Annotated in this window: 26 protein-coding genes, 1 pseudogene and 1 riboswitch; of the genes and pseudogenes, 17 read left to right on the plus strand and 10 right to left on the minus strand. The window is 71.2% G+C overall.

What is annotated here, in order from left to right; translation table 11 throughout:
• Together FL583_RS41335 and FL583_RS38355 are read right to left on the minus strand one after the other, a co-directional pair.
• On the minus strand, nucleotides 1-1,136 hold a 1,136-nt coding region (locus FL583_RS41335), incomplete at its 3' end, for a serine/threonine-protein kinase (RefSeq protein ID WP_205752829.1).
• A gap of 114 nt (nucleotides 1,137-1,250) precedes the next feature.
• Entirely contained in the window at nucleotides 1,251-2,444 is a 1,194-nt protein-coding gene (locus FL583_RS38355; RefSeq protein ID WP_205752830.1) for a lytic transglycosylase domain-containing protein, read from the minus strand.
• Between the two features lie 96 nt (nucleotides 2,445-2,540).
• Here FL583_RS38355 and FL583_RS38360 point away from each other — a divergent pair, with 96 nt between their 5' ends.
• A complete protein-coding gene (locus FL583_RS38360; RefSeq protein ID WP_142709832.1) occupies nucleotides 2,541-3,509 on the plus strand; it encodes a DUF2157 domain-containing protein in 969 nt (322 codons plus the stop codon).
• Here FL583_RS38360 and FL583_RS38365 read toward each other — a convergent pair.
• Nucleotides 3,503-4,132, minus strand: a complete 630-nt coding sequence (locus FL583_RS38365) for an MBL fold metallo-hydrolase (RefSeq protein ID WP_142709833.1) — start codon at nucleotides 4,130-4,132, stop codon at nucleotides 3,503-3,505. The two genes, FL583_RS38360 and FL583_RS38365, sit on opposite strands and share 7 nt — an antisense overlap.
• Nucleotides 4,129-5,217, minus strand: a complete 1,089-nt coding sequence (locus tag FL583_RS38370; RefSeq protein ID WP_142709834.1) for an S-(hydroxymethyl)mycothiol dehydrogenase — start codon at nucleotides 5,215-5,217, stop codon at nucleotides 4,129-4,131. Before FL583_RS38370 ends, FL583_RS38365 begins: the two co-directional genes overlap by 4 nt.
• 110 nt (nucleotides 5,218-5,327) lie before the next feature.
• Between FL583_RS38370 and FL583_RS38375 the strand changes: the two genes are divergently transcribed.
• Complete coding sequence (locus FL583_RS38375) at nucleotides 5,328-6,473, plus strand: NAD(P)/FAD-dependent oxidoreductase (RefSeq protein ID WP_205752831.1); 1,146 nt, start codon at nucleotides 5,328-5,330, stop codon at nucleotides 6,471-6,473.
• Between the two features lie 70 nt (nucleotides 6,474-6,543).
• On the opposite strand, the gene FL583_RS38380 is transcribed toward FL583_RS38375, so the two are convergent.
• Nucleotides 6,544-7,146 carry a hypothetical protein gene (locus FL583_RS38380; protein ID WP_142709835.1) on the minus strand — a complete coding sequence of 201 codons (603 nt, stop codon included), beginning with the start codon at nucleotides 7,144-7,146 and terminating at the stop codon, nucleotides 6,544-6,546.
• Nucleotides 7,147-7,238: 92 nt separating this feature from the next.
• Nucleotides 7,239-7,850, minus strand: a complete 612-nt coding sequence (locus FL583_RS38385; RefSeq protein WP_240746968.1) for a carbonic anhydrase — start codon at nucleotides 7,848-7,850, stop codon at nucleotides 7,239-7,241.
• A gap of 161 nt (nucleotides 7,851-8,011) precedes the next feature.
• Between FL583_RS38385 and hemL the strand changes: the two genes are divergently transcribed.
• Genes hemL through ccsB form a run of 6 tightly spaced genes read left to right on the plus strand, consistent with a single transcriptional unit; the run spans nucleotide 8,012 to nucleotide 14,190 of the window.
• Nucleotides 8,012-9,331, plus strand: coding sequence for a glutamate-1-semialdehyde 2,1-aminomutase (gene hemL / locus FL583_RS38390; RefSeq protein WP_142709836.1), 1,320 nt, complete (start codon nucleotides 8,012-8,014; stop codon nucleotides 9,329-9,331).
• A 1-nt stretch (nucleotide 9,332) separates the two neighbouring features.
• Nucleotides 9,333-9,983 carry a histidine phosphatase family protein gene (locus FL583_RS38395; RefSeq protein WP_142709837.1) on the plus strand — a complete coding sequence of 217 codons (651 nt, stop codon included), beginning with the start codon at nucleotides 9,333-9,335 and terminating at the stop codon, nucleotides 9,981-9,983.
• Nucleotides 9,984-9,987: 4 nt separating this feature from the next.
• Nucleotides 9,988-10,566 carry a TlpA family protein disulfide reductase gene (locus FL583_RS38400; protein WP_142709838.1) on the plus strand — a complete coding sequence of 193 codons (579 nt, stop codon included), beginning with the start codon at nucleotides 9,988-9,990 and terminating at the stop codon, nucleotides 10,564-10,566.
• Nucleotides 10,563-11,399, plus strand: coding sequence for a cytochrome c biogenesis CcdA family protein (locus FL583_RS38405; protein WP_142709839.1), 837 nt, complete (start codon nucleotides 10,563-10,565; stop codon nucleotides 11,397-11,399). Before FL583_RS38400 ends, FL583_RS38405 begins: the two co-directional genes overlap by 4 nt.
• Entirely contained in the window at nucleotides 11,399-13,144 is a 1,746-nt protein-coding gene (resB, locus tag FL583_RS38410; protein WP_205752832.1) for a cytochrome c biogenesis protein ResB, read from the plus strand. The genes FL583_RS38405 and resB overlap by 1 nt, the downstream gene beginning before the upstream one ends.
• Entirely contained in the window at nucleotides 13,141-14,190 is a 1,050-nt protein-coding gene (ccsB, locus tag FL583_RS38415) for a c-type cytochrome biogenesis protein CcsB (RefSeq protein ID WP_205752833.1), read from the plus strand. The genes resB and ccsB overlap by 4 nt, the downstream gene beginning before the upstream one ends.
• Nucleotides 14,191-14,285: 95 nt before the next feature.
• On the opposite strand, the gene FL583_RS40650 is transcribed toward ccsB, so the two are convergent.
• Nucleotides 14,286-14,441, minus strand: a complete 156-nt coding sequence (locus FL583_RS40650) for a hypothetical protein (RefSeq protein ID WP_170324095.1) — start codon at nucleotides 14,439-14,441, stop codon at nucleotides 14,286-14,288.
• A gap of 343 nt (nucleotides 14,442-14,784) precedes the next feature.
• A riboswitch (cyclic di-AMP (ydaO/yuaA leader) is annotated at nucleotides 14,785-14,910 on the plus strand.
• A 14-nt stretch (nucleotides 14,911-14,924) separates the two neighbouring features.
• On the opposite strand from FL583_RS40650, the gene FL583_RS38420 reads away from it, so the two are divergent.
• The 4 genes from FL583_RS38420 to FL583_RS38435 are packed head-to-tail and all read left to right on the plus strand — an operon-like array spanning nucleotide 14,925 to nucleotide 18,897.
• Complete coding sequence (locus tag FL583_RS38420; protein ID WP_142709840.1) at nucleotides 14,925-15,902, plus strand: C40 family peptidase; 978 nt, start codon at nucleotides 14,925-14,927, stop codon at nucleotides 15,900-15,902.
• A gap of 36 nt (nucleotides 15,903-15,938) precedes the next feature.
• Complete coding sequence (locus FL583_RS38425; protein ID WP_142709841.1) at nucleotides 15,939-17,384, plus strand: menaquinone biosynthesis decarboxylase; 1,446 nt, start codon at nucleotides 15,939-15,941, stop codon at nucleotides 17,382-17,384.
• Entirely contained in the window at nucleotides 17,381-18,277 is an 897-nt protein-coding gene (mqnP, locus tag FL583_RS38430; protein WP_240746969.1) for a menaquinone biosynthesis prenyltransferase MqnP, read from the plus strand. The genes FL583_RS38425 and mqnP overlap by 4 nt, the downstream gene beginning before the upstream one ends.
• Entirely contained in the window at nucleotides 18,274-18,897 is a 624-nt protein-coding gene (locus tag FL583_RS38435; RefSeq protein ID WP_142709842.1) for a UbiX family flavin prenyltransferase, read from the plus strand. Before mqnP ends, FL583_RS38435 begins: the two co-directional genes overlap by 4 nt.
• On the opposite strand, the gene FL583_RS38440 is transcribed toward FL583_RS38435, so the two are convergent.
• Nucleotides 18,894-19,109 (minus strand): BldC family transcriptional regulator, encoded by a 216-nt coding sequence (locus FL583_RS38440; RefSeq protein WP_142709843.1) that lies wholly within the window; start codon nucleotides 19,107-19,109, stop codon nucleotides 18,894-18,896. The genes FL583_RS38435 and FL583_RS38440 overlap by 4 nt on opposite strands.
• A gap of 523 nt (nucleotides 19,110-19,632) precedes the next feature.
• Here FL583_RS38440 and FL583_RS38445 point away from each other — a divergent pair.
• From FL583_RS38445 to FL583_RS38460, 4 genes are all read left to right on the plus strand, one after another.
• Nucleotides 19,633-20,085, plus strand: coding sequence for an Lrp/AsnC family transcriptional regulator (locus FL583_RS38445; RefSeq protein WP_142709844.1), 453 nt, complete (start codon nucleotides 19,633-19,635; stop codon nucleotides 20,083-20,085).
• A 426-nt stretch (nucleotides 20,086-20,511) separates the two neighbouring features.
• Entirely contained in the window at nucleotides 20,512-21,519 is a 1,008-nt protein-coding gene (locus tag FL583_RS38450) for a threonine ammonia-lyase (RefSeq protein ID WP_142709845.1), read from the plus strand.
• Nucleotides 21,509-22,573: an L-cysteine desulfhydrase Cds1 gene (gene cds1, locus FL583_RS38455; protein ID WP_205752835.1), complete on the plus strand. Its 1,065-nt coding sequence runs from the start codon at nucleotides 21,509-21,511 to the stop codon at nucleotides 22,571-22,573. The genes FL583_RS38450 and cds1 overlap by 11 nt, the downstream gene beginning before the upstream one ends.
• 91 nt (nucleotides 22,574-22,664) lie before the next feature.
• On the plus strand, nucleotides 22,665-23,846 hold the full coding sequence (locus tag FL583_RS38460) for a hypothetical protein (RefSeq protein ID WP_142709846.1): 1,182 nt from the start codon (nucleotides 22,665-22,667) through the stop codon (nucleotides 23,844-23,846).
• On the opposite strand, the gene FL583_RS38465 is transcribed toward FL583_RS38460, so the two are convergent.
• Nucleotides 23,824-24,414 carry a putative glycolipid-binding domain-containing protein gene (locus FL583_RS38465; protein WP_170324096.1) on the minus strand — a complete coding sequence of 197 codons (591 nt, stop codon included), beginning with the start codon at nucleotides 24,412-24,414 and terminating at the stop codon, nucleotides 23,824-23,826. The genes FL583_RS38460 and FL583_RS38465 overlap by 23 nt on opposite strands.
• A gap of 58 nt (nucleotides 24,415-24,472) precedes the next feature.
• On the opposite strand from FL583_RS38465, the gene FL583_RS38470 reads away from it, so the two are divergent.
• Complete coding sequence (locus tag FL583_RS38470) at nucleotides 24,473-25,576, plus strand: MalY/PatB family protein (RefSeq protein ID WP_170324097.1); 1,104 nt, start codon at nucleotides 24,473-24,475, stop codon at nucleotides 25,574-25,576.
• On the opposite strand, the pseudogene FL583_RS40655 reads toward FL583_RS38470, so the two are convergent.
• Nucleotides 25,573-25,954, minus strand: a pseudogene (locus tag FL583_RS40655) (hypothetical protein); the annotation flags it as partial. The gene FL583_RS38470 and the pseudogene FL583_RS40655 sit on opposite strands and share 4 nt — an antisense overlap.

Here is a 25,954-nt window from a genome sequence, read left to right on the forward strand (position 1 = left end):
CCTGCTCCCGCCGCCGCGCCGCCTGCCGCCACGCTGGCCGCAGCTGAGCCGCTCGCCGCCGCGGCGCTGCCTGGCGCCGCGCCGCCTGCTGCTACCCCGCCTGCGGGGCGCGCGTCGGTGTAGGGGCGGGTGGGGCGCGATTGTAGGGCGGTGGACGGGGCTATCGGGGCTCCTCCCGGGCGGCGGTTGAAGCGATCGGCCAGGTACGCGACGAAGTCCAGCGGGGGAGCGTCGGCCGGAGAACCCGCAGGCGACGACGGCGGCACGCCGTCGAAGGGCTTCGTGGGCGCCGGCCGGAACCGGATCGCGTCGTCGACCGCGGACGGGAGCCAATCGTCGCGCTCGGCGAACGATCCGACCTGCCGGACGATCCACTCCAGCGACGGCCGCTCCGCCGGATCCTTCGCCAGACACCGACCGATCAACTCCGCCAACCCACCGGGCAACCCCGACAGATCCGGCGAAGCACTAGCCACCCGCGAAGCCACCGCGAACGACTGCCCGGCCCCGAACGGCGCGACCCCGGTCGCCGCGTGCGCGAGCACCGCACCCAGCGAGAACACGTCGGAGCTCGGCGCCAGCACCCCACCCGCGAGGTGCTCCGGCGACATGTACCCGGGCGTACCGAGCAGCGGCCCGTCACCGGTCAGATCGATCCCCTCGACCGCCTTGGCGATCCCGAAGTCGATCACCCGCGGCCCGTTCTCCGACAGCAGCACGTTCGACGGCTTCAGGTCCCGGTGGACGACCCCGGCCGCGTGGATCACAGCCAGCGCCTCGGCCAGCCCGGCCGCCAGCGCCCGCACCGTGTGCTCGGGCAGTGCTCCGTGCTCGGACAGCACCTGCGACAGCGCCTGGCCCCGGATGTACTCGGTCGCGAGCCAGGGCGGGTCGCCGTCCGGATCGGCGTCGAGCATCGCCGCGGTGAACGGGCCGCCGACGCGGCGGGCCAGCGCGACCTCGCGCCGGAAGCGCGTCCGGAAGTCGGGGTTGAGGGCGAGGTGGCCGTGCACGGCCTTGACCGCGACCAACCGGCCGCCCGGCGATCGGCCCAGGTACACGGTGCCCATGCCGCCGGATCCGAGCACGCCGACCAGGCGGTACTGCCCGAGCGTCCCCACGGTCGGTGCACTCACTGAGTCGAGGCTCCCTTCCCGAGCGGCGCCCGTTCGCCCGGGGCCGGCACACCCTCCGTGCCTACCCGGCCCGGCCCCGGGCCCCCACAACCATCGTCCGCCTCTCAGTCAACCTCACGTCGCACGCCCGTAGGCGTCGGCGAACTCGTACACCCGCTGGACGTACTCCGGAACGCGGTTGTAGCTGAACACCGCGGCCGACCAGCCGTCGGCGGTGGAGAGGTTCTGCCCGCCCGCGCAGAGGTAGTAACCGGCGGCGAGCGACGCGTCGTCGATGTCGTAGGGGTCGGCCCGGCCGTTGTGGTCGGCATCCACCGACCAGGCCTTCCAGGTCGAGGGCAGGAACTGCATCGGGCCGATCGCGCGGTCCCAGGTGCGGTCGCCGTCGAGCGTCCCGCCGTCGGTGTCGCGGACGCGCTCGACGCCGATGCCGGCCAGTGGGACGCCGATGATCGGCTTGCTGCTGGTGCCGTCGGGGGCCAGGCGGGCTCCGCCGTAGCGTCCGTGGTTGGACTCGACCGCGCCGATGCCGGCGAGCAGCGTCCACGAGAGTTTGCAGTTCGGCTTGGCCTTGGTGAGCACGGCCTCGGCGTAGCCGTAGGCCTGGAGGGCGACCGGCGGGATGTCGATCTGGCGCAGCGCGTTCGCCCAGTGCGCGAGGGCGTCGGCGGGGCGCGGGGAAGTCTCCTCGGGCCGATCCGGGACCAGCGCCTGCCCGCTCGGGCTCGGCTCGAGCGGCTGCGAGGTCGGCGCCACGGCTCCGGCCTCGAGCGTCGGTGGCGCGACCGACGGCGTGGCCGGGGTCGCGACGACCGGCGGTGGAGGCGGCGGCGCGCTGAGCGGTGGGGCCTCGTCCGAGCGGCTCCAGCCCCAGACCATCCAGCTCGCGCTGACCAGGCAGAGCACGAACGCGGCCGCGCCCGCGACCGGCATCAGGTAGCGGCGGGCCGACCAGGCGTGCGGGTGTGCGGTCCGCTCTTCCGGGGTGAGCTCCGGCCAGGGGCTCGGCGGCGGCGGCTCGGGCACCTCGCCCAGGTCGTCGACGACGACGCCCGCGTGCCGACCCCAACCGCCGCCGGTGGCCGGCGTCACGGATTCGGGCAGAGCCGGTTCGGGCGAAGCCGGTTCGAGCTCCGACGGCTCGGGGCTGGGCCGCGCCCAGACGTTCTCGTCGGCCGCGGCCCGGGCGGCCTGCTCGGCCTGCAGGGCCCAGGCCTCGGCGTGCTGGGTCCAGGCCTCGGCCGTCTGACGCCACGGCTCCGGATCGTTAGCGTCTTCTTCGTCGGAATTGCCCGTTTCGGTACGCACGGTCACAGAGTGCCGCGTCCAGGCGTCGGACGCACGCTTTCCGGCCGGGTAGTTCAACTCATGTGCGCAGGTCGGAGCAGTTGTCATGATGACGCCATGAGCACGCCGACACCCGCAGCCGTCCGCTCCACGCTCGCCGAACTGGTCAGCGAGCAGGTCCTCACGCCCGAGCAGGCCGATACGGTGTCCACCCGGCTCGTAGCGCTCTGGACGCCTGGCGCCCCCTCGACCCGCCGCAGCCGCCTGGTCGAGGTCGCCGGTTACCTCGGTGGCGCGATGGTGCTCGGCGGTGCGGCCGCGATCGTCGTCCCGACCTGGGATTCGTTTCCGGCCGCGGCCCGCTTCGGGCTGGCCGTCGTCGTGACGATGCTGCTGCTCGGCGGCCTGGTCGCGGCCCGGTTCGCGCAGTTCGGCGACGTCGAGGCCCGGCACCGGTTGGCGTCCGCGCTCGGGGTCCTGGCCGCCGGGGCGGCCGCGATCGCGGCGGCGGTGCCGGCCACCGACCCGTACGAGGTGCTGGTCGGCTCGATCGCGGCGCTGGTCGTCGCGGTGCCGTCGTACGGGCTGGTGCGCGGGGCGCCCCTGCTGGCCGGGGCCTGGCTGGCCTCGTCGGTGCTGGTGGGAGACGTCCTCGACCGGGGGCAGGTCGAGGGCACGCTGCCGTGGGGGCTCGCGTTCGCGGTCGTCGGCGCGCTGTGGCTGCTGCTGGCCGCCCCGGTACCGGGCAACCCGGTCCGGGAGCCGGGGCTGGCGGCCGCGCTCGGCGGATGCACCGGCTTCGGCGCCGCCGAGGCCCTGATCACCGAGGACGCCGCCCTGCTGACGGTCATCGGCCTGATCGTCGGGGCCGGGTTCGCGGCCGCGACGTTCGTGCTCTACGTCGTCACCCGGAAGTACCCGGCGCTGATCCCGGTCGTGCTGATCGCGCTGGTGGTGCCCGCGAGCGCGCTGGCCGGGCTGTTCGACAGCGTGCTGGTGGCCGGCTTCGCGGTCGTCGTCATCGGTGCGTTGCTGCTGGTGGCCGGCGGGATCGCGCTGACGACCCGCCGGCCCGTCGGTCAGTGACCGCGGTCGATCCACTCCTGCAGGTGCGGGGCCTCGTCGCCGATCGTCGTCGTGTCGCCGTGGCCGGTGTAGACCACGGTCTCCGGGGGCAGCGAGAGCAGCCGCTCCCGGATCGAGGAGATGATCGTCGGGAAGTCCGAGTACGACCGGCCGGTGGCGCCCGGGCCGCCCGAGAACAACGTGTCGCCGGAGAACAGGGCGCCCAACTCCGGCGCGTAGAAGCACACCGCGCCGGGCGCGTGGCCGGGGGTGGCCAAGACCTGCAGAGAGACCCCGGCGACACGGAGCTCCTGCCCGTCCTCCAACGTTCCGTCCGGGGGCCGGGAACCGTAGACCTGCTCCCACAGCACCTGGTCGGCCGGGTTGAGCAGGATCGGCGCCCCCACGTACGAGGCCAGCTCCACGGCCGCGTTGATGTGGTCGTTGTGGGCGTGGGTGCAGGCGATCGCGGTGACCGTGCGGCCCCCGACCGCGGCCGCGATCGCGTCGGCCTCGTGCGGAGCGTCGATCACCAGGCATTCGGAGTCGTCGCCGACGATCCAGACGTTGTTGTCGACCTCCCACTCGCCGCCGTCGAGCGCGAACACGCCCGACGTCACGATGCGGTCGACCCGGGCGCTCAGAACGTCACCACCGAGCGGAGCACGTCGCCGTGGTGCATCTTCTCGAACGCGGCCTCGACGCCGTCGAGCGGAATCGTCTCGGTGACGAACTTGTCGAGCGGCAGCCGGCCCTGCAGGTACAGGTCGATCAGCATCGGGAAGTCGCGGGACGGCAGGCAGTCGCCGTACCAGGACGACTTCAGCGCGCCACCACGTCCGAACACGTCGATCAGCGGCAGCTCGAGCGTCATGTCCGGCGTCGGGACGCCGACCAGCACGACGGTGCCGGCCAGGTCGCGGGCGTAGAACGCCTGCTTGTAGGTCTCCGGGCGGCCGACCGCCTCGATCGCGACGTCGACGCCGAACCCGTCGGTCAGGTCCTGCACCGCCTTCACGACGTCGTCGGTCTCACGGGCGTTGATCGTGTGGGTCGCCCCGAACCCGCGAGCCCACTCCAGCTTGCGCGGGTCGACGTCGATCGCGATGATCCGGCGCGCGCCGGCCAGGTAGGCCCCGGCGATCGCGCCGTCACCGACCCCGCCCGCGCCCCACACCGCGACGCTGTGGCCCCGGGTGACGCCACCGGTGTTGATCGCCGCGCCGATGCCGGCCATCACGCCGCAGCCCAGCAGACCGGCCACGGCCGGCTCGGCCGCCGGGTCGACCTTCGTGCACTGGCCCGCCGCGACCAGCGTCTTCTCGATGAACGCGCCGATGCCCAGCGCCGGCGACAGCTCGGTGCCGTCTTCCAGCGTCATCTTCTGCGTCGCGTTGTGGGTGTTGAAGCAGTACCAGGGCTGTCCGCGCAGGCAGGCGCGGCAGTCGCCGCATACCGCGCGCCAGTTCAGCACGACGTAGTCGCCCGGGGCGACGTTCTCGACGCCCGGCCCGACGGCCTCGACCACACCGGCCGCCTCGTGCCCGAGGAGGAACGGGAAGTCGTCGTTGATGCCACCCTCGCGATAGTGCAGGTCAGTGTGACAAACGCCGCACGCCTGGACCTTCACGACGGCTTCACCGGGTCCCGGGTCGGGCACCACGATGGTCGTGACCTCGACCGGAGCGCCTTTGGCTCGCGAGATGACACCGCGTACCTGCTGGGTCACTGCGACTCCCCTTCCCGTGCGTGTGCCGGAGAGCGAGACACCCCGGCCCGTGCGGCGATTGTTACGGGACGATGATCGTCGAGAGAAGCCTACTGACGGGGAGAGTGCCGGTGGACAGGGTGGTCATCGTGGGGGCCTCGCTCGCCGGCTGGTCGCTGGCCCGGTCGCTGCGCCAGGGCGGCTTCGACGGCGCGATCGAGCTGATCGGCGAGGAGCCGCACCGGCCCTACGACCGTCCGCCGCTGTCGAAGGCCTATCTGGCCGGTGACCTGGACCTCGCCGGGATCTCCCTGCTGACCGAGGAGGAACACGACTCGGTCTCCTGGCGGCTCGGGGTCCCCGCCGTCGGACTGCGCGACCGCACGGTGGTGCTGGCCTCCGGCGACGAGGTCTCCGGCGACGCGGTGGTGATCGCCACCGGCACCTCGCCGCGCATGCTTCCGTCCGCGGCCGGGTTGCGGGGCGTGCACACCCTCCGTTCCAATGCCGACGCGGACGCTCTGCGAGCCGCGTTCCGGCCGGCCGCCCTGGTCGTCGTGATCGGGGCCGGGTTCATCGGCGCCGAGGTCGCGTCGACGGCGTCCAAGCTCGGGGCGTCGGTGACCGTGCTGGACGCGGCGCCGGAACCGATGGCCCAGGTGTTCGGGCCGGACATGGCCGCGGTCGTGCGTGGCCTGCACGAGGAGCACGGGGTGCCGCTGGAGACCGGGGTCTCGGTGGCCGGGTTCTCGTCGTCCGACGGGGCGGTCACCGGCGTGCGGCTGGGCGACGGGCGCGAGCTGCCCGCCGACGTCGTCGTGGTCGGGATCGGCGTCGTGCCGTCGGTGGGCTGGCTCGAAGGCTCCGGCGTCGCGCTCGACAACGGCGTGCTGGTCGACGCGGCCGGGCGGACGTCGGTGCCGGGCGTCTGGGCCTGCGGTGACGTCGCCCGCTACCCGTCGGCGCGGGCCGGCGGGCCGATCCGGGTCGAGCACTGGACGCACGCCCGGGAGCACGGGGCCGCGGTGGCCGTCGGGCTGCTGGGGAGCCCGGCCGAGTACGACCCGGTGCCGTATGTGTGGAGCGAGCAGTACGGCGTGATGGTGCAGTTCGCCGGGTTCGTCCAGCCGGGGGACTCGGTGGAGGTCGTCGACGGCGACCCGGCCGACTACCGGTTCGTCGCGGCCTACAAGCGGTCCGGGAAGCTGGTCGCCGTGCTCGGGGCCCGGATCCCGCGGACGTTCGTGCGGCTGCGCCGGGAGCTCGCTTCGCTCTGAGTCCGTCATTGACAGGAAACGGTGGCCGCGGACCCTCCCGATCCGCGGCCACCGGGCTCTGCGAAGGGCGTCAGCCCTTGAGGTTGAGCGTCAGCTTATTGCCATCGCCCGCCAGCAGCGTCGTCAGGAGCGGGGTCAGCAGCCCGCAGTGCGTGAACGCCGGGATCTTGTAGGTGCCCTCGACCGTCGTCGTCGAGAAGATGTCGATCGGCGTCGTGTTCGTCAGCGTCGCGCTGGTCGCGGTCTTGGTGGTGCACCCGGCGCTGACCAGGTTGAGACCGGGCAGCGAGTCCTGGAAGACCCGCAGGACCTGCAGCTTGAACGTCGTCGTGGTCGAGAGCTTGTTCGCGGCGAGGTCGACGGTGCCGGTCAGACCACCCTGCGGGACGATCCGGACGATCGACGTGGTCGGGATCAGGCTCGCGAGCTTGAGGTGCACGGTCAGGTCGGGGATCTCGGCCGTGCCGGTGAGGGTCTTGGCGTCCAGGTCGATCGACGTCTTGACGACCGACGTCGGGATGGCCGCGGTGACCTTCTGCTTGGCGATGAAGGTGGTGCCGGTCGTGTTGGCGAAGACCAGGTCGATCGGGGCGGCCTGGGCCGGCTGCGCGAGGGCGAGACCGACCGCGGTGGCCGCGAATGCTGCGGTCAGGGTAGCGAGCAGACGACGCACGAGTTCCTCCTTGAACGCGGGTCGCTCACGTTACTGGCGGGTAATGCTGATTAGCCAGCGAATGATGGCAACTTCGTCTCCGCGCACAAAACTCAGAGGAACCTCGCGCGGCCGCCTTCCAACTCGTAGACCGCGCCGACCAGCTTGACCGACCCGTCGGCCACCGCGTCGGCGATGGCCGGGGAGCGCTCGATCAGCAGGTTGATCACCCGGGTGACGTTGTAGCCGATCGCGCGGTTGAGCTGCTCGTCCTTCGTGCCGCCCTCGCGCTGGGCCTGCAGCGTGATCGGCAGCACCCGCTCGACCAGGTCGCGCACCGACCCGCTCGGGTCGAGGGTGCCGGACGCGGTCTCGGCGGCGGCCTTCAGCGCTCCGCACTGCTCGTGGCCCATGACGACGACGAGCGGCACGTGCAGCTGGGTGATCGCGAACTCGATGCTGCCCAGCACCGCGAAGTCGATGATCGGGCCGGCCGTGCGGCACACGAACAGGTCGCCCAGGCCCTGGTCGAACACGATCTCGGCCGGTACCCGGGAGTCCGAGCAGCCGAGCACGGCCGCGAACGGCTCCTGACCGGCGACGAGCTGCACCCGCCGGGCGTCGTCCTGGTTGGGGCGGGCCGGGGTGCCCGCGGCGAACCGGGCGTTGCCGGCCACCATGAGCGCGTAAGCCTCGTCGGGTGTCGGACGCAGTGGAAATTCCACGGGCTGAGCGGACACGGCGGGCTCCTCGGGAGTCGTCAGGGGTCTCGGGGAGCGACCCAAGTCCCCTGTATACGACTGTATCCGCACCTTCGGCTACCGGATGTGCGCGTCACCACGGCCCCGGCGAGACGTCTACGGCCGGTAGTTGACACAATGGCCCGGTGAGCTATCCCGACGACGCGCCCCTCTCGGCCGAATGGTTCGCGCGCGCCAGCACCGTCGTGCCCGGCGGGGTGAACTCGCCGGTGCGGGCGTTCCGTGCGGTCGGCGGCACCCCGCGGTTCATGGTCCGGGGCCACGGCCCCTACCTGTTCGACGCCGACGGCCGCGAATACGTCGACCTGGTGTGCTCCTGGGGGCCGCTCCTGCTCGGGCACGCCCACCCCGACGTCGTCGCCGCGCTGGGTGAGGCCGCCGCCCGCGGCACCAGCTTCGGGACGCCGAGCCTGGGCGAGGTCGAGCTGGCCGAGGAGATCGTCGGCCGGGTCGAGCCGGTCGAGCAGGTCCGGCTGGTCAACTCCGGCACCGAGGCCACGATGAGCGCGATCCGGCTGGCCCGGGGCGTCACCGGCCGCAGCAAGGTCGTCAAGTTCGCCGGCAACTACCACGGTCACGTCGACTCGCTGCTGGCCGCGGCCGGGTCGGGCGTCGCCACGTTCGGGCTGCCGGACACGCCCGGCGTCACCGGGGCCAGCGCGGCCGACACGATCGTCCTGCCCTACAACGACGCCGACGCGCTGAAGGAGGCGTTCGCCGAGTTCGGGGCCGAGATCGCGGCGGTGATCGTCGAGGCGGTGCCCGCGAACATGGGCGTCGTCCCTCCGGTGGACGGCTTCGACGTGCTGATGCGCGAGCTCTGCACCGGTGCCGGCGCGCTGCTGATCAGCGACGAGGTGATGACCGGCTTCCGGATCTCGGCGGCGGGCTGGTTCGGTGCCTCCGGCGGCCGGGTCGTCCCCGACCTGTTCACGTTCGGCAAGGTGATGGGCGGCGGCCTCCCGGCCGCCGCGTTCGGCGGTAAGGCCGACGTGATGGCCGCGCTCGCTCCGGCCGGGCCGGTCTACCAGGCCGGCACCCTGTCCGGGAACCCGCTGGCCTGCGCGGCCGGGCTGGCCACGCTCCGCGCGGCGACGGCCGACGTCTACGCCGCGGTGGACGCTTCGGCCGGACGAGTGGCCAGGTTGGCGTCCGAGGCGTTGACTGAAGCCGGTGTGCCCCACCGGGTGCAGGCGGCTGGCAACCTGTTCTCGGTGTTCTTCTCGGCCGACGAGGTCCTCGACTTCGACGGCGCGAGGCGGCAGGACACCGCGGCCTACGCGGCGTTCTTCCATGCGATGTTGGCCGAGGGCGTCTACCTGCCGCCCAGCGCCTACGAAGCATGGTTCCTGTCGGCGGCGCACGACGAGGAAGCTCTGGGCCGGATCGCGGCAGCGCTGCCGGTGGCGGCCCGCGCTGCGGCAGAGGCTCGGACGGGAGACTGAGTTGACGGTCACGACCATCGTGCACGTGATTCGGCACGGCGAGGTGTACAACCCGGGCGGCATCCTCTACGGACGCCTGCCCGGCTACAAGCTGTCGCCGCTCGGCGAGCAGATGGCCAAGGTCACCGCGCAGCACCTGACCGGTCGCGACGTCACGCACCTGTTCGTCAGCCCGATGGAGCGCGCGCAGCAGACGATGGAGCCGTTCGCCGAGCAGTTCGGTCTCGAGCCGACCGTCGACGAGCGACTGATCGAGGCGACGAACCTGTTCGAGGGCAAGCCGTTCGGGCCCGGCGACGGGCTCTGGCGCCACCGCAAGTACTGGCACTACCTGCGCAACCCGTTCCGTCCGTCCTGGGGCGAGCCGTACCGGGAGCAGGCCGCGCGCATGCTCTCGATCGTCACCGACGCCCGGAAGGCCGCGGCCGGTCACGAGGCGGTGTGCATCTCGCACCAGTCGCCGATCGTCATCCTGCGGCGGCACCTGGAGAAGAAGACGCTCTGGCACGACCCCCGTCGTCGTCAGTGCGCGCTGGCCAGCGTCACGTCGGTGCGGTTCGAGGACGACGAGTTCGTCGGCCTCGAGTACGCCGACCCGGCCGCACCCCTGATCGCCCAGTCGAAGACCGCGCAGACCGAGCGAGGCGCCTGACCCTATGTTTGCCTGGATTGCCCGCGGAGTGGCCCTGGCCGCGCTGGCCGCGCTGGCGGCCTGCTCGACCGGGGCCGATGCCGTCGACCAGGAGTCCGGGGGATCCAACCGGTTCGTCGCCGGGTCGGGGGCGTCGAAGTTCTACGACGCCGGTGACCGCACCCAGGCGCCGAACATCTCCGGCACGCTGCTCGACGGCGGCACGTTCGCGCTCGACCAGGCCCGCGGCGACGTCGTCGTGTTCAACTTCTGGGGCTCGTGGTGCGCGCCCTGCCGGGCCGAGGCCGACGACCTGGAGCGCGTCTACACCGCGACCAAGGCGAGCGGCGTGCGGTTCGTCGGCGTCAACGTGAAAGACACCGAGTCGCGGGCGAAGGCGTTCGACGTCAACTTCAAGATGACCTACCCGAGCCTGTTCGACTCGGCCGGGCGGGTCGCGTTGCAGCTCAAGGCGGTGCCGCCGAACGCGATCCCGGCGACGATCATCGTCGACCGCCAGGGCAGGATCGCCGCAGTGTTCCGCAAGGGGCTGCTCGACGACGAGCTGCAGCCGGTGGTCGAGCGGGTGGCGGCGGAGAAATGAGCCTGCCCGAGCTGGTCACCGAGGGGCCGCTGGTCGTCGCGGTCGGGGTGAGCGCGCTGGCCGGGCTGGTCAGCTTCCTCTCGCCGTGCGTGCTGCCGCTGGTGCCGGGCTACGTCTCGTACGTCACCGGGATCGCGGGCGCCGATCTCGACGCCGCACTCGGCACCGACCCGTCCGGGCGGCCGGTCGAGGCCGGCGGCCCGGTCGATGGCGGCGGTGGGGTCGCGCTGGCGACCCGGCCCACGAAGACGCAGGCCCGGGGCAAGCTGCTGGCCGGGAGCCTGCTGTTCGTGGCCGGGTTCAGCGCGGTGTTCACGCTGGTGGCGTTCGCCGCCGGTGGGCTCGGCGGGTTCCTGTACGAGCACCAGGCGACGCTGCAGCGGATCGTCGGTGCGCTGGTGATCGTGTTCGGGCTCGGTTATCTGGGCGTGCTGCCCGGCCTGCAGCGGGAGGCCCGGGTGCGCTGGCTGCCGGCCTCCGGGCTGGCCGGTGCGCCGCTGCTCGGTGCGGTGTTCGGGCTCGGCTGGATCCCGTGCGTCGGCCCGACGCTCGGCGCGGTGCTGAGCCTGGCCTTCGTGCAGGGCGGAGGAGGGCGGGGTGCGTTGCTCGCGCTGGCCTACTGCGTCGGGCTCGGGGTGCCGTTCGTGCTGTTCGCGCTGGGCTTCCGGCGTGTGCTGGGGGCGTTCGCGGTCGTGCGCAGGCACAGTGCGTGGGTGGTCCGGATCGGTGGCGTGCTGCTGATCGCGGTCGGTGCGCTGCTGCTGTTCGGCGCCTGGGACGACCTGGTGATCTGGGTCCGTAGCGTGTTCGGCGCCGGTGGGGTGACGCTCTGATGGCCTCTCCGCCCCGGCCCGAGGTCGCCGACGAGACCGAGGCGCTGACCGGGCTCGCGACCGCCCCGGAAGACGCCACCGCGCGGGAAGACCGTCGGGTCGGCCGCACCGACCCGGACGGCGACCAGCCGGGTGGTCGCGGACCCGGCGGGTTCAACGCGCTCGCGGCCGCGCCCCGGCGGTGGTGGCGTCAGCTCACCAGCATGCGCACCGCGCTGGTGCTGCTGTTCCTGCTCGCGCTGGCCGCCGTACCGGGCAGCACGTTCCCGCAGCGCGCACTGAACCAGGCCAAGGTCGAGCGGTACTTCGTCGACCACCCGACGCTCGCGCCGTTCCTCGACAAGCTCTCCGCGTTCGACGTCTTCGCCTCGCCCTGGTTCGCCGCGATCTACCTGCTGCTGTTCGTCTCGCTCGTCGGCTGTCTGGTGCCGCGGATACGCGTCCACAGCCGAGCTCTGATCAGACGGCCACCGGCCGCCCCGCGGAACCTGGACCGCCTGCCGGTCTCGGCCTCGGGCCAGACCGGCGGCGAGCCGGCCGCGGTCGCGACCGCGGTCCGCCGGACGCTGACGCGCAACCGCTGGCGGACGGTCGTGCGCACCGAGCCGACGGGCGCGGTGACGGTCAGCGCCGAGAAGGGCTACCTGCGGGAGACCGGGAACCTGGCGTTCCACGTGGCGCTGGTCGCGCTGCTGGTCGGGGTGGCCTCCGGGTCGCTGTGGGGGTGGAAGGCGAGCGTCCTCGTGGTCGAGGGCAACGCGTTCTGCGACACCGTGCAGGCTTACGACTCGTTCACGCCCGGCACCCGGATGCGCGACGCCGCCCTCCCCTCGTTCTGCGTCCAGCTGGACGACTTCCAGGGCACGTACCAGGCGAACGGGCAGCCGGAGGACTTCCTGGCCAAGGTCGAGTACGTCCAGGGCAACCAGGCGTACAGCCAGAACCCCGACGAGAAGTACGACCTCAAGGTCAACCACCCGCTGCGGCTCGACGGCGCGAACGTCTACCTGATCAACCACGGGTACGCGCCGGTGCTGCGCTACACCGACAAGTACGGCACGGTGTTCGAGGAGTCGCCCGCGTTCCTGCCGCAGGACTCGCAGCTCACCAGCGAGGGCGCGTTCGTCCTGCCGGACGCGAACCAGGACCCGAAGTCGGCGTCCCGGGCGCGGAACGTGCAGATGGCGTTCACGGGCTTCTTCCTGCCGACCGCGCCGGCGTCCGGGCCGCCGATCCAGTCGGTGAGCCCGAAGCTGGAGGACCCGGCGGTGACGCTGGTCGGGTACCGCGGCGACACCGGACTCGACTCCGGGATCCCGCGGTCGGTGTACTCGATCGACCAGAACCAGGTCGACAGCGGCGCGCTGAAGTCCGTCGGCTCGAAGAAGCTCTCGGTCGGCGAGACCTGGACGCTCGACGACGGCACCAAGCTGCAGTTCGTCGGCGTGAAGGAGTTCATGACCGTCCAGGTCGGGCACGACCCGGGCGAGAAGATCGTGCTCGTCGCGGCCGTGTTCATGCTGCTCGGCCTGATCACGTCGCTGACCGTCCGGCGGCGTCGGCTGTTCGTCCGGATCTCGCCCGACGGCCGGATGGCCGTCGGCGGCCTGGCCCGGACCGATCCGGACCGGTTCGCCTCCGAGTTCGATGCGCTGTCCCAGCGGCTGGTCGCCGCTCAATCGCCACCTGACGTACCGGCCGACACCAAGGAGTCGGTCGCCGTGGGGAAAGAAGGATCGTCGTGACCGAAGTCCAGCTCGCTGATCTCTCGAACACGCTGCTCGTCGTCGCGATCCTGGCGTACACGGTGGCGATGTTCGGCTACGCGATCGAGTTCGCCTTCGGGCGGCGCGGTCTGGTCGCGGCCCGCGCCGCGACCCCGGCGCAACGGACGCGGGTGCTGGTCGGGGCCGGAGGTCCGTCGGGCGACGCGCCGGTGTCCCCGGCCGGGCCGGTCGGCGCCGCGGCCGGTACCGGGACGGGGGCCGGGGGCGGGGCGCCGATCACCGGGGGGCGGGCGGCCTGGTTCGGGCGGTTCGCGGTGGCGGCGGCGGTTCTCGGCGCGCTCGCGCAGATCGGTTGCCTGGCCGCGCGCGGGATCGCGGCCGGTCGGGTGCCGTGGGGCAACATGTACGAGTTCGTGTCGGTCGCGTGCGTGGTCGGCACGATCACCTGGCTCGTGGTCTCGGCCCGGCGCCCGGTGCGGTACCTGGGCATGTTCGTGATGTTGCCGGTCGTGCTGCTGCTGGGGCTGGCCGGAACCGTGCTGTACGTGGACGCCGGGCCGCTGATGCCCGCGCTGAACTCGTACTGGCTGTGGATCCACGTGTCGGCCGCGTCGATCTCGGTGGGGATCTACCTGACCGCCGGCGTCATCGCGATCCTGTACCTGCTGCGCGAGGGCTACGACCGGCGGATCGCGGCCGGGCGCCCGGCGAAGTCCCCCGGCTTCCCGTTCGGCGTCGGTCGGCACCTGCCTGCGGCCGACGGTCTGGAGCGACTGTCCTTCCGCCTGCACGCGTTCGGCTTCCCGATCTGGACGTTCGCCATCATCTGTGGCGCGATCTGGGCCGAGGCGGCGTGGAGCCGGTACTGGGGCTGGGACCCGAAGGAGACCTGGGCGTTCATCTCCTGGGTCGTGTACGCGGCCTACCTGCACGCCCGGGCGACCACGGGCTGGCGCGGTCGCCGGGCCGCCCTCATCGCGGTCCTCGGCTTCATCACGATGATGATCAACCTCTACGTGATCAACTTCGCCGTGAGCGGCCTGCACTCGTACTCCGGGCTGTGAGCCCAAGGGGCTCTGTGCGGAGCACCAGTGCGGTGTGGGCTGCGCCACTCGGAGGCTTCAGGGCGAGGTCGTGAAACCTTAATTCTTGGGTGCCGTCAGCGGCGTTCCGGGGTCGGCTCGTCGGAGGACTTGGGCTGATCGGCCGGACGGGGGAGGTCTTCTCGGCGGCGGTAGGCGAGGGCGGCTTCGTAGTCGTCGCCTCGGAGCCAGCCGACCACGACCACGTCCTCGTGTTCGGTCTGCTGAGCCATGGTCTCGTCCCCCTCGGTACTGCGCTCGTTACCGACAAATTACCCCAAAAGTCGGAATCTGGGCGGTAGCTAACGGGCGTATCGGGCGCCACAGGCGTCACGGCCGCGAGGTCCTCCGTTCGGCGATCCACAGTGGAGCAAATCATCCGCCGTTCGAACGATGCGACGACGTAACCGCATTAAGAGGCGCTTAAGCCAGCGCTCCGGAGTGGACTAACTACTCGGCGCTGTCCTCTGTTAGACGTTCACTCAGAAAGCCGGACGAGGCTGGACCGGCGAGTAACACATGGCCTACCGTGTCCCACGACTCTCCGAACGTCCGCCGTTCACCATGGATGGCGTCGGGCAGTCGCCGCTGAATCGCAAGAACCGGGGAACCGAGTTCCCGGGGTGAATCCGCCGTCGAGGCGGTAGGGCAGCTCCCGCCCGAACCCGTCAGCTAACCCGGTAAGCGGCCTAGTGGGAGTGAGGAGTGCCGCGCCAGTGAGGCCCTTACGGACTCACGCTCGTCGTCCGATCGTTCTGGTCAGCGTCGTCGCCGCCGTGCTGAGCGTGGCGTTGCTGCCGGCAGGCGGCGCCAGTGCGGCTCCGTCGCTCACCGAAGCCGAGAAGCAACTCGACGCGCTCGGTGTGAAGATGGACAAAGTCAACGAGCAGATGAACAGCGCCAAGGTCCAGCTCAAGCGGGTCAAGACGCAGCAAGCCGGGCTGAATCGTCAGTTGTCGGCGTCGCAGGCCAAGCTCGACGCGTCCCAGGACGCGGTCGGCAAGATCGCCGCCGCCGCGTACCGCGACGGTCGGATGCGCCTCTCCTCGTCGATCATCGACACGGGCTCGCCGGCCGACTTCCTGGACCAGCTCGCGACCGTCGAGTGGCTGTCGGCGCAGCAGCGCCAGACGATCACCGAGGCCAAGGCGTACCAGGCGCAGTTCGACGGGACGAAGAAGAAGGTCGACCTCCAGGTCCAGACGGCGACGCGGATCGAGAAGCAGCTCGACACGCAGCGCAAGTCGATCCAGAAGGACCAGGACAAGTGGGAGCAGATCCGTCGCTCGGCCTACGCCAAGCAGTACGGCAGCTCGTACCAGACCGCGACGTACAACGGGCAGGCCAGCGGTAACGCGGCCGTCGTGGTGCAGTTCGCGCTGGCGCAGCAGGGTGAGCCGTACGTGTTCGGCGGCGCCGGCCCGAACCAGTGGGACTGCTCGGGCCTGACGATGATGGCCTGGAAGCAGGTCGGCGTGAACCTGCCGCACTCGGCCCACCAGCAGTACAACATGATCAAGCACGTCTCCAGGGAGAACCTGCAGCCGGGCGACATCGTGTTCTTCTACTCCGACCTGCACCACTCGGCGATCTACATCGGCAACGGCCAGGTCGTGCACGCGCCGACCGAGGGCCAGCCGGTCCAGGTCGAGCAGGTCGCGAACATGCCGTACGCCGGGGCCGGCCGCCCCTAGAAGCGAGAGGTCGGTGGGCCATGAATACTGGTGTTCATGGCCCACACCGACCTTCGTGAGTTCCTGAAGCGGCTGGAGAAGGCCGGTGAACTCAAGCGGGTGACCGCGCCGGTCGATCCGACGCTGGAGATCAGCGAGATCACCCAGCGGGTGGTGCGCGACGGCGGTCCGGCCCTGCTGTTCGAGAACCCGACGCGCGGCGAGATGCCGATCGTGATGAACGTGTTCGGCACCGAGCGCCGGATGGCCCTGGCCCTCGGCGTCGACGATCTCGACGAGATCGGGCAGCGCATCGCCGGTCTGCTCAAGCCCGAGCTGCCCCAGGGTTTCAGCGGCTTCCGCGAGGCGCTGGGCAAACTCACCCAGCTGAAGAACGTCCCCCCGAAGCGGGTGAAGACGGCGCCCAGCCAGGAAGTCGTCTACAAGGACGACGCGGTCGACCTCGACCGGTTGCCGGGCCTGCAGGTGTGGCCGGGAGACGGCGGGATCTACCACAACCTCGGCCTGACCCACACGAAGCACCCGGAGACCGGCGCGCGCAACCTCGGCCTGTACCGGCTGCAGCAGCACAGCCGGAACACGCTGGGCATGCACTGGCAGATCCACAAGGACTCCACCGCGCACCACGCGGTCGCCGAGCGTCTCGGCCAGCGGCTGCCGGTCGCGATCGCGTTCGGCTGCGACCCGGCCGTGTCGTACAGCGCGACCGCGCCGCTCCCCGGCGACATCGACGAGTACCTGTTCGCCGGCTTCCTGCGCGGCGAGCGGGTCGAGATGGTCGACTGCCTGACCGTGCCGCTGCAGGTGCCCGCGCACGCCCAGGTGGTGCTCGAGGGGTACCTCGAGCCGGGCGAGCGCGCCCCGGAGGGCCCGTTCGGCGACCACACCGGGTTCTACACCCCGGTCGAGGACTTCCCGGTGCTGCACGTCGAGTGCATGACGACGCAGCGCAAGCCGATCTACCAGTCGATCATCACCAGCCAGCCGCCCCAGGAGGACGGGCCGATCGGCAAGGCCACCGAGCGCATCTTCCTGCCGCTGATCAAGTTCATGATCCCCGACATCGTCGACTACGACCTGCCCGACGCCGGCGTCTTCCACAACTGCTGCATCGTCTCGATCGACAAGCGGTTCCCGAAGCACGCGATGAAGGTCATGAACGCGATCTGGGGCGCCGGGCTGCTCTCGCTCTGCAAGCTGATCGTGGTGGTCGACGCCGACTGTGACGTGCACGACTACCGCGAGGTCGCGTTCCGGGCGTTCGGCAACGTCGACTACGCGCACGACATCCTGCTCACCCAGGGTCCGGTAGATCACCTCGATCACGCGTCCTACCAGCAGTTCTGGGGTGGCAAGCTGGGGGTGGACGCCACCCGCAAGCTGCCTACCGAGGGCTACCACCGGGGTTGGCCGGAGGAGATGCGGATGAGCCCCGAAGTGGTCGCGAAGGTCGACGCGCGCTGGCGGGAGCTGGGCCTGTGACCGAGACGGTCGAGGCGCCGAACAAGGTCAAGGCCTTCCTGCGGCTGGTCATGATCGAGCACTCGGTGTTCGCGCTGCCGTTCGCGTACGTGGCCGCGCTGACCGCGATGCGAACCGAGGGCCGGTCGGTGCAGTGGCTGACGCTGCTCGTGATCACGATCGCGATGGTCGCGGCGCGCACGGTGGCGATGGCCGCCAACCGCATCATCGACCGGCGCATCGACGCCCAGAACCCGCGCACCGCCCAGCGGGAGCTCGTCACCGGGGCGCTGTCGGTGCGGTCGGCCTGGGTCGGCCTGGTCGTGGCGCTGGTGGTGTTCCTGGCCTCGGCGGCCTGGCTGGGCTGGCTCTGCCTGGTGCTCTCGCCGATCGCGCTGTTCTTCCTGACGATCTACTCGTACGCGAAGCGCTTCACGGACTTCCCGCAGGCGTTCCTCGGGCTGGCCCAGGCGATCGCTCCGCTCGGCGCCTGGATCGGCGTCACCGGGCACTGGTCGTGGGCGGCGTTCGTGCTCGGGCTCGCGGTCGGCACCTGGATCGGCGGCTTCGACCTGATCTACGCCTGCCAGGACGTCGAGGTCGATCGGCGGATCGGCGTCCGGAGCGTGCCGGTTCGGTTCGGCATCGCCGCGTCGCTGCGGGCCTCCACGGTCGTCCACGTGGTCACGGTGGCGCTGTACGTCTGGTTCGGTGCGATGACCGGCTACGGGTGGCTCTGGTGGGCCGGAATGGCGTTCACCGCGGCCGTGCTGGCCTACGAGCACGCGATCGTGCGGGCCGACGACCTGTCCCGGGTGAACCGGGCGTTCTTCACCGCCAACGGCGTCATCGGGATCGTGCTGTTCCTGTTCGCGCTGGCCGACCTCGTGTTCCGGCAGGACCTGACCTGGTGAGACTGCCCTGGGTGGTCGGCGTCTCCGGCGCGAGCGGTACGCCGTACGCGCAGTCGGTGCTCAACGGGCTGCTCGACGCCGGTGAGGCCGTCGACCTGGTGGTGTCGCGGGCCGCGCGGCTGACGCTGCTCGACGAGGTCGGCCGGACGATCCGGGACGCGCACTGGGAAGAGGACGTCGCGGCCTGGCTCGGGCGCGACCTGAAGGACGTGCGCTACTGGCCGCCCGGTGACCTCGCGGCCGGGCCGAGCAGCGGCTCGTACCAGGTGCGCGGGATGGTCGTCGTGCCCGCCAGTACGGCGGCCGTGGCCGGCATCGCACTGGGGCTCTCGAAGGATCTGCTGCAGCGGGCCGCGGACGTGAACCTGAAGGAGCGGCGGCCGGTGGTCGTGGTGCCCCGGGAAACCCCGCTATCCCGGGGGCACCTCGTCCACCTGCTGGCGCTCCACGACGCCGGAGCGGTGGTGCTGCCGGCCAGCCCCGGCTTCTATGCCGGAACCTCCACGGTGCAGGAGCTGGTCGACTTCGTTGCGGGGAAGGTGCTCGACACCCTCGGAGTCGGCCACACCCTCTTCACCAGATGGCGCGGAGAGTTGGGTGGGGCACGGGCGCTTCTTTAGTGCCCCGCTGCTCTCCGCTCTTCGAGTTCGACATCCGGGTCACCAGATGCGAGCAGCGCGCGGACCTCGGATTCCCGGAAGCGACGGTGACCACCCGGGGTGCGGATGCTGCTGATTCGCCCAGCGGCCGCCCACCGCGTCACGGTCTTCGGGTCCACCCGGAAAAGCGCCGCGACCTCACCTGGGGTGAGTAGACGCTCGCCAACCTCCACTTTCGCCTCTCTTCTCGCCGGTGCGAAATCGCACGTTGATGCGCCGGAACGGCGCGGCGTTATTGGTTCGCGAGTCATTCAAGCACCGGAGGTCCGGTCGGCGACCGGAAACGGCCAAACTGATCTGATCGGGAGTCGATGGTCGATGCATCACCGATTGTGTGGCCGCACATCGATTCGCGCTGGTGCCGACCAGTCCCTACCGGGGTGACCTGCGATTACGGAGATTTCTCGGCTGGTTGACACAGCGTCGGCAAGGCTTCGGCGTGTTGGTTCGATTCCGAAGACCTAGTCCTGTGTCTGCGGTCACGAATTGTCGAGCTCTGTTCAACGAGTGCTCTTCGGTCCACATCGAACGAGATGTTTGCACTTCCAGAAGACAACGTTCGGCGCGACAACGTCGGCCTACTGCGGTTTGCCTGCGGGCGTGGGTCAGCGTGCCGCCCGGCCGCGGCTTACGATGCCCTCTGGGCTGGTGAGCGGCCGGTATCGGTGCGGAGCCGGACCGCCGGAGAGGAGCGTCGTGGACGAGATCGACCGGCGGTTGCTGGACACGCTCCGGAGCAGCGGCCGGGAGACGTACGCGGAGTTGGCGCGGCGCGTCGGTCTGTCCGCCCCGGCCGTGCACGACCGCGTGGGCAAACTCGAGTCCACCGGCGTCATCACCGGTTATCACGCGTCGGTCGACACCACGGCGATCGGTCTCGGCGTCACCGCGATGATCGGCGTGATCCAGGCCGAGAGCTCGGAGCAGGACGAGATCGCCGACGCGCTGCACCGCCTGCCGGAAGTCGAGTCGTGCTGGTTCGTCGCCGGTGAGGAGTCATTCCTGCTTCTCGTGCGGGTGCCCGACGTGGCGGCGCTCGAGCACACGATCGGCCGGCTGAACCGCATCCACGGCGTCGCCCGAACCCGTACGACCGTTGTGCTATCCACGAAATGGGAAGGCCGCGCGCGTCCGTTGGACGATCGCTGAACCGGACGGATTCCGAACGTGAGCCGCAGTCACGTTCGCTTTAGGTCGGTCCTGTTTCCGACGGCAACCAATTTTGGTCGACACAAGACTCGAATTGCTGTCGGGGTGCCGACAATTTGCCGCCTCCGAGTATCGGTCACGGGTTAGGCGATCGGGAATTCGCCGACGATTTGCATCTCGCGCGTCCCGACTCGGATACCGAGAGTGGCGAGCCGTTAGGGGGAACGGTTGGGGCCACTGAGTCGAACGGCGATACGGTTTTGACGGGTCGGTGGATGGGCTCCAATTGGAAGAGCGATTCCTTGATCGAATTAGCATCCACTTAAAAGCGGATAAATGGGCTGTGCACGGCCTGGGGGTCGTTCGGTGGTCGTGCGGACGTGGTGACGGGGGATGCGTCCGGAACGGGTGACTATCGTGGCCGTCATGACCGCGATCCCCACCACAGCCCCGTCATTGGTGACGCTGAGCGACATTCAGGCAGCCGCGGACAGGATTCGGGACTTGGTGGTGCGGACGCCGCTGCTCCCGTGCGCATGGGCCGAAGCCGGGCGTCCGCTGTGGCTGAAGCCCGAGAGCCTGCAGGCGACCGGGGCGTTCAAGCTGCGCGGAGCCAGCAACGCGCTGGCGCTCCTGGACGCCGGCCAGCGGGCGCGCGGGGTCGTGGCCCAGTCCAGCGGCAACCACGCCCAGGCGGTCGCGTACGCGGCGGCCCGGCTGGGGATCCGGGCAACGATCGTCATGCCCGACACGACGCCAGCGGTGAAGCTCGAAGCGACCCGGGGATACGGCGCCGAGATCCTGATCGTGCCGCCGGCCGAGCGGGACGTCCGTCCGCTGGAGCTGGTCGCCGAGCACGGGTACGCCCACGTCCCGCCGTACGACGACGCCCGGATCATCGCCGGCCAGGGCACCGTCGGACTGGAGATCGCGGAGGACCTCGGGGCCGATCACTCCGCGGCCGGCGAGGGGGACCTCGTCCTCGTGCCGGTGAGCGGGGGAGGGCTGATCTCCGGCGTCGCCACCGCGATCAAGGCGCTGTCGCCGACGACGCGGGTGATCGCGGTCGAACCGGAGCTGGCCGCGGACGCGGCCGAGAGCTTCCGGACCGGGCGGCGGGTCACCTGGACGCCGGAGCAGACCTACCGGACGATCGCCGACGGCCTACGGACGACGTCGGTGGGCGTGCTGCCGTTCGCGCACATCCGCGAGTACGTCGACGGGGTCGTGACCGTGTCGGACGAGGAGATCGCGTCGGCCGTGCGGGTGCTCGGCCGGAAGGCCCGGCTGGTCGCCGAGCCGTCGGGCGCCGTGACGACGGCGGCCTACCTGTACCACGCGGCCGAGCTGCCGCCGGCGGCGCGGACGGTGGCGGTCGTCTCGGGTGGGAACGTGGATCCGGCCAAATACCTGGAGTACTTCGGTGGGGCGTGACCGGGACTGGATCGACGAGGCGATCCGGCTGGTCGAGGCCGACGCCAACCGCTCGGCCGACACCCACCTCCTGACGTTCCCGCTGCCCGGGTCGGCGCTGGAGCTGTACATCAAGGACGAGTCGACGCACCCGACCGGCTCGCTGAAGCACCGGCTGGCCCGGTCGCTGTTCCTGTACGCGCTGTGCAACGGCTGGATCCGCGAGGGGACGACGGTCGTCGAGGCGTCGTCGGGCTCTACCGCGGTGAGCGAGGCGTACTTCGCCCGGATGCTCGGGCTGCCGTTCGTCGCGGTGATGCCGGCCGGGACGAGCGCGGAGAAGGTAGCGCTGATCGAGTTCCAGGGCGGGCGCTGTCACCTGGTCGACGACCCGCGGACGGTCTACGCCGAGTCGCACCGGCTGGCGTCGGAGCTCGACGGGCACTTCATGGACCAGTTCACGTACGCGGAGCGGGCCACGGACTGGCGTGGCAACAACAACATCGCCGAGTCGATCTTCGGGCAGCTGGAGTCCGAGCGGCACCCGGTGCCGCGGTGGATCGTGGTGGGCGCCGGGACCGGCGGTACCAGCGCGACGATCGGCCGGTACCTGCGCTACCGGCGGTACTCCACGCAGCTGTGCGTCGTCGACCCGGAGAACTCGGCGTTCCTCCCGGCCTGGTCGGCCGCCGACCCGTCGGTGATCACCGGCCGGGGGTCGCGGATCGAGGGGATCGGGCGGCAGCGCGTCGAGCCGAGCTTCGTCGGCGGGGTCGTCGACCGTATGATCGGTGTCCCGGACGCGGCGTCGATCGCCGCCGCGCGGTACGCGACGCGGAAGCTGGGGCGGCCGGTCGGAGGGTCGACCGGGACGAACCTGTGGGGCGTGTTCTCGTTGATCGCGGGCCTGGAGGGTGGCGGCAGCGTCGTCACGCTGCTGTGCGACGGCGGAGAGCGGTACTCGCGGACGTACTACGACGACGGGTGGCTGCGCGCGAACGGGCTGGAGCTGGCGCCGTACACCGAGACGCTGGAGCGCTTCGACGCGACCGGCGAGTGGGCGCCGCCGAGCTGAGTCGGTGGGAACCGCTGGCCTTCGGTCCGGGCGCAGGGCAGCATTGACGGCAAGTGGGCGCTGGGGGGCGGGCCGGAGGTCGGGGTAGACGGTGATCAGGGATCAGGTGGCCGCGCTCGTCGCCCGGCAGCCGCTCGTCCTCGTGGTCGGGCCGCACGGGGCCGGTCGTGCTGCTGCGCTGACGATCCTGGTCGGTCCGGCCGCCGGCGGGACGATGATCGACCTCGGCGCGTTATGGATGGCCGTCGACCCGCCCGGTGACCGGCCGCGGACGGTCCGGTTGAACGGGGCGCCGTCGGCGGTCGCGGGTAAGGGCTGGGAAGCGATCGCCGGGGCGATCGGGGCGGTGGCCGCGCCTCCGGCGGTGGTGCTCGTCGACACGTTCCAGGGGTTGGCGGCGGCGCTCGGGTCGGCCGGGGCGGCCGAGACCGTGAGTGCGCTGGTGGCGCCGGGGCGGACGGTCGTGCTGGTGCTGGACGTGCTGGCGGAGGCGGAGCAGTTCGGTCCGTTGGCGCAGCGGTTCGGTGTCGTGGTGAGTGTGGACGCTCAGGGGATCCGGTCGGTTTCGGCGGTGGCTGACGGGTCTGCGTCGGTCGGGCCGGGCTCGGGCGGGGAGGTGCCTCGGCGGGCCTGGGGGGAGGCGGCGGCCGAGCTGGCGAAGCCGGCCCCGGTTACGCCTCCGGTGGTGCCGGAGCCCCGAGCTGGAGACGAGCGGATCGGGGAGCGGCGGCGGTGGTGGCGCAGGCGCACGGAGCCTGATTCGACCGGAGCGCTCTCGGCGCCGGAGCCGCGCGCCGCCGGGCCGGCGGTGAACGTCGCGGTCCGGGTCGTCGACACGTCCGGGGCGCCGGTCGGCCGGCCGCTGACCCCCGGCGGCTACTACCTGATCCAGCTCGCGATGCGCGCCGCGACGAGCGACGACCTCGGCGCCTGGGTCCAGGTCTCGGTGGTGTCCGACGCGGTGCCGGTGCCGAGCGGCCCGCACGCGATGTTCGTCCCCGCCTCCGGAGCGGCCTGGACCTGCCCGTGCCAGCCCGGCGGCCCCCACACCTGCCTGCCCGAGGAGCGCTCCGAGCGGCTCGAGCTGCCTTTCGTCGCGCCGCGGCGTCCGGATGTGTACCGGGTGCATCTCGCGGTGCGGCACCGGGCCACGGTGATCCACCAGACGCGGCTGGAGCTGCCGGTCGCCGGCCCGGGCCTCGTCCTTCCGGAGTCGGCCGGGCCGAGCGCAACCGTCACGTACGAGGCCTCTAGGCCCTCGACCGGTCAGTAGACCGGGTGGCGAGGCCGGGGTAGTCGACGACGAAGCCGTCGTCGTCGACGGCAAGCTGCACGCGGTAGTCGCCGGAGCGGAACCCGATCTCGCCCGGCCCGGCCACGACGTACTTCTGGTCGCTCGCGACGACGGCCAGCGACGGCAGCTCGACGAACGCGAAAGTCAGGTCGAACTCGGTCCCGACCGGCTGCTCCCGCAGGTTCAGGCGACGGATCGGCAGCGTGTTGGTCAACGGCGAGAACGCGATGTCGACGTCGACCGCGTCGGTGAGCGTCTCGGGGTACTCGGACCCCGGCGGCGGTCCGGCCAGCGCACCGGTCTCGCTGGTGCGGATCTTCCAGGCGTCCCGGCCGGACTGGCGGACGAGACGCAGCGAGCGCGTCCACCCGGCGCCCTCGGTCGAGATCTCCAGCGAAGCGGTGGCCCAGCTCTCGTCGGTGGTGAGCGTGTAGCGGGCGCTGTACGGCTCGGGCGCGGCGCCGAGGGCCCAGCCGGCCATCCGGGTGCCGGAGACGATCGCGAGTTCCGCTCCGAAGCCGATCCGGTTCCATGCGTATTCAGCCATGAGGTGTGCGGCCCCTTCGAGTTGCGTGCGGTCCAGCCTGTCACGGCACGATGGCGGCATGGACATTTGGGCGAAACTGGAGGACCTGCAGCAGCGTCGGAGCGAGAAGTGGCGGAAGTACCCGTCGGACGTCCTGCCGGTGTTCGTCGCGGAGATGGACACCGTGCTGGCCGAGCCGATCCGCGCGGCGCTGGCGTCCGCAGTGGAGTTTTCGGACAGCGGGTACGCGGCGCGGGACGCGCTGCCGGACGCCTACGCGGCCTTCGCCCATCGGCGGTGGGGGTGGCGGCCGGACCCGGAGTCGATCGCGCTGATGCCGGACGTGGCTCGGGCGGTGCGCACCGCCATCGGGCTCGTGTCCGAGCCCGGCGACGCGGTCGTGATCAACCCGCCGGTCTACCCGCCGTTCTTCGAGTGGCTGTCGATACTGAGGCGGACGTTGGTGACCGTGCCGTTGCGGGCCGGGCGCCTGGATCTGGACGGGTTGGAGGCCGCGTTCGCCGCGGGGGCGCGGGTGTACCTGCTGTGCAACCCGCAGAACCCGACCGGGACCGTCCACACCCGGGACGAGTTGGCCGCGGTGGCGGCGCTGGCCTCGCGGTACGGCGTGCGGGTGGTGTCGGACGAGATCCACGCGCCGCTGACGTTCGATTCGGCGACGTTCACGCCGTATCTGTCGGTGGATGCGCGCGGTTTTGCGGCGGTGTCGACGTCGAAAGCGTGGAATCTGGCCGGGTTGAAGGCGGCGATGCTCGTGGCCGGAGGGGACTCGGTGCCGTTGCTGGAGCGGGTCGACGAGGACGCGATGTCGTCGACCGGGATCCTCGGGGTGATCGGGTCGGTGGCGGCGTTGGAGTCCGGCGAGGACTGGCTGGACGCGCTGCGCGCGGAGCTCGACGCGAATCGGCGGGCGTTGGGGGAGGCGCTGGCGCCGCTCGGGGTCGGGTACGCGGCGCCCGATGCGACGTACCTGGCCTGGCTCGATTTTCGGCCGCTCGGGTTGGGGGACGAGCCGGCGTCGGTGTTGCTGGAGCGGGGGAAGATCGCGTTGATGCGGGGGCTGGACTTCGGGCCCGAGGGGGCCGGGTTCGCGCGGTTCAACTTCGCGACCAGCCCCGACGTGATGGCCGAGGCTGTGTCGCGGATTGCTTCGGCTCTTTAGTTCAGGACGTTGTCGAGGACGTTCATGATCGTGTCGCCGGCGACCATCGCGATGCCTGCGCCGATCGCGATCGCGACGAGGAGGACCAGCGCGACGATGAGGACGGTCTTGCCGGTGCTCGATTTGGGTTCGGGGCGGGGTGAGGCGGAGCTGGGGCCGAGGAGGGCGCCGGCGAGGGAGGAGGTTTGTTCGGGGTTGTAGTCGGTGGGGGTTGCTTGTCCCGAAGGGGACTGGGCCGACTGGGGTTGGGAGTCGGCGGACGGGGCTCCGGCGGACGGGGCTCCGGCGGGGTAGGCGGACCAGCCGGGTTCGTGGGTCCAGCCGGGGCGGGCGACCGTGGGGATGTCGTCCAGGGGGTCGAAGAGCGGGGCGCCCAGC

The organism is Cryptosporangium phraense, assembly GCF_006912135.1.
In the GTDB taxonomy this organism is placed as follows: domain Bacteria; phylum Actinomycetota; class Actinomycetes; order Mycobacteriales; family Cryptosporangiaceae; genus Cryptosporangium; species Cryptosporangium phraense.

What these genes read in the sequence shown, in the direction of transcription:
- FL583_RS40650 (WP_170324095.1), bottom strand. Translation starts at nt 14,441, where the DNA reads ATGGCTCAGCAGACCGAACACGAGGACGTGGTCGTGGTCGGCTGGCTC.
- FL583_RS38405 (WP_142709839.1), top strand. Translation starts at nt 10,563, where the DNA reads ATGAGCCTGCCCGAGCTGGTCACCGAGGGGCCGCTGGTCGTCGCGGTC.
- FL583_RS38470 (WP_170324097.1), top strand. Translation starts at nt 24,473, where the DNA reads ATGGACATTTGGGCGAAACTGGAGGACCTGCAGCAGCGTCGGAGCGAG.
- FL583_RS38360 (WP_142709832.1), top strand. Translation starts at nt 2,541, where the DNA reads ATGAGCACGCCGACACCCGCAGCCGTCCGCTCCACGCTCGCCGAACTG.
- FL583_RS38465 (WP_170324096.1), bottom strand. Translation starts at nt 24,414, where the DNA reads ATGGCTGAATACGCATGGAACCGGATCGGCTTCGGAGCGGAACTCGCG.
- FL583_RS38425 (WP_142709841.1), top strand. Translation starts at nt 15,939, where the DNA reads ATGGCCCACACCGACCTTCGTGAGTTCCTGAAGCGGCTGGAGAAGGCC.
- FL583_RS38400 (WP_142709838.1), top strand. Translation starts at nt 9,988, where the DNA reads ATGTTTGCCTGGATTGCCCGCGGAGTGGCCCTGGCCGCGCTGGCCGCG.
- resB (WP_205752832.1), top strand. Translation starts at nt 11,399, where the DNA reads ATGGCCTCTCCGCCCCGGCCCGAGGTCGCCGACGAGACCGAGGCGCTG.
- FL583_RS38450 (WP_142709845.1), top strand. Translation starts at nt 20,512, where the DNA reads ATGACCGCGATCCCCACCACAGCCCCGTCATTGGTGACGCTGAGCGAC.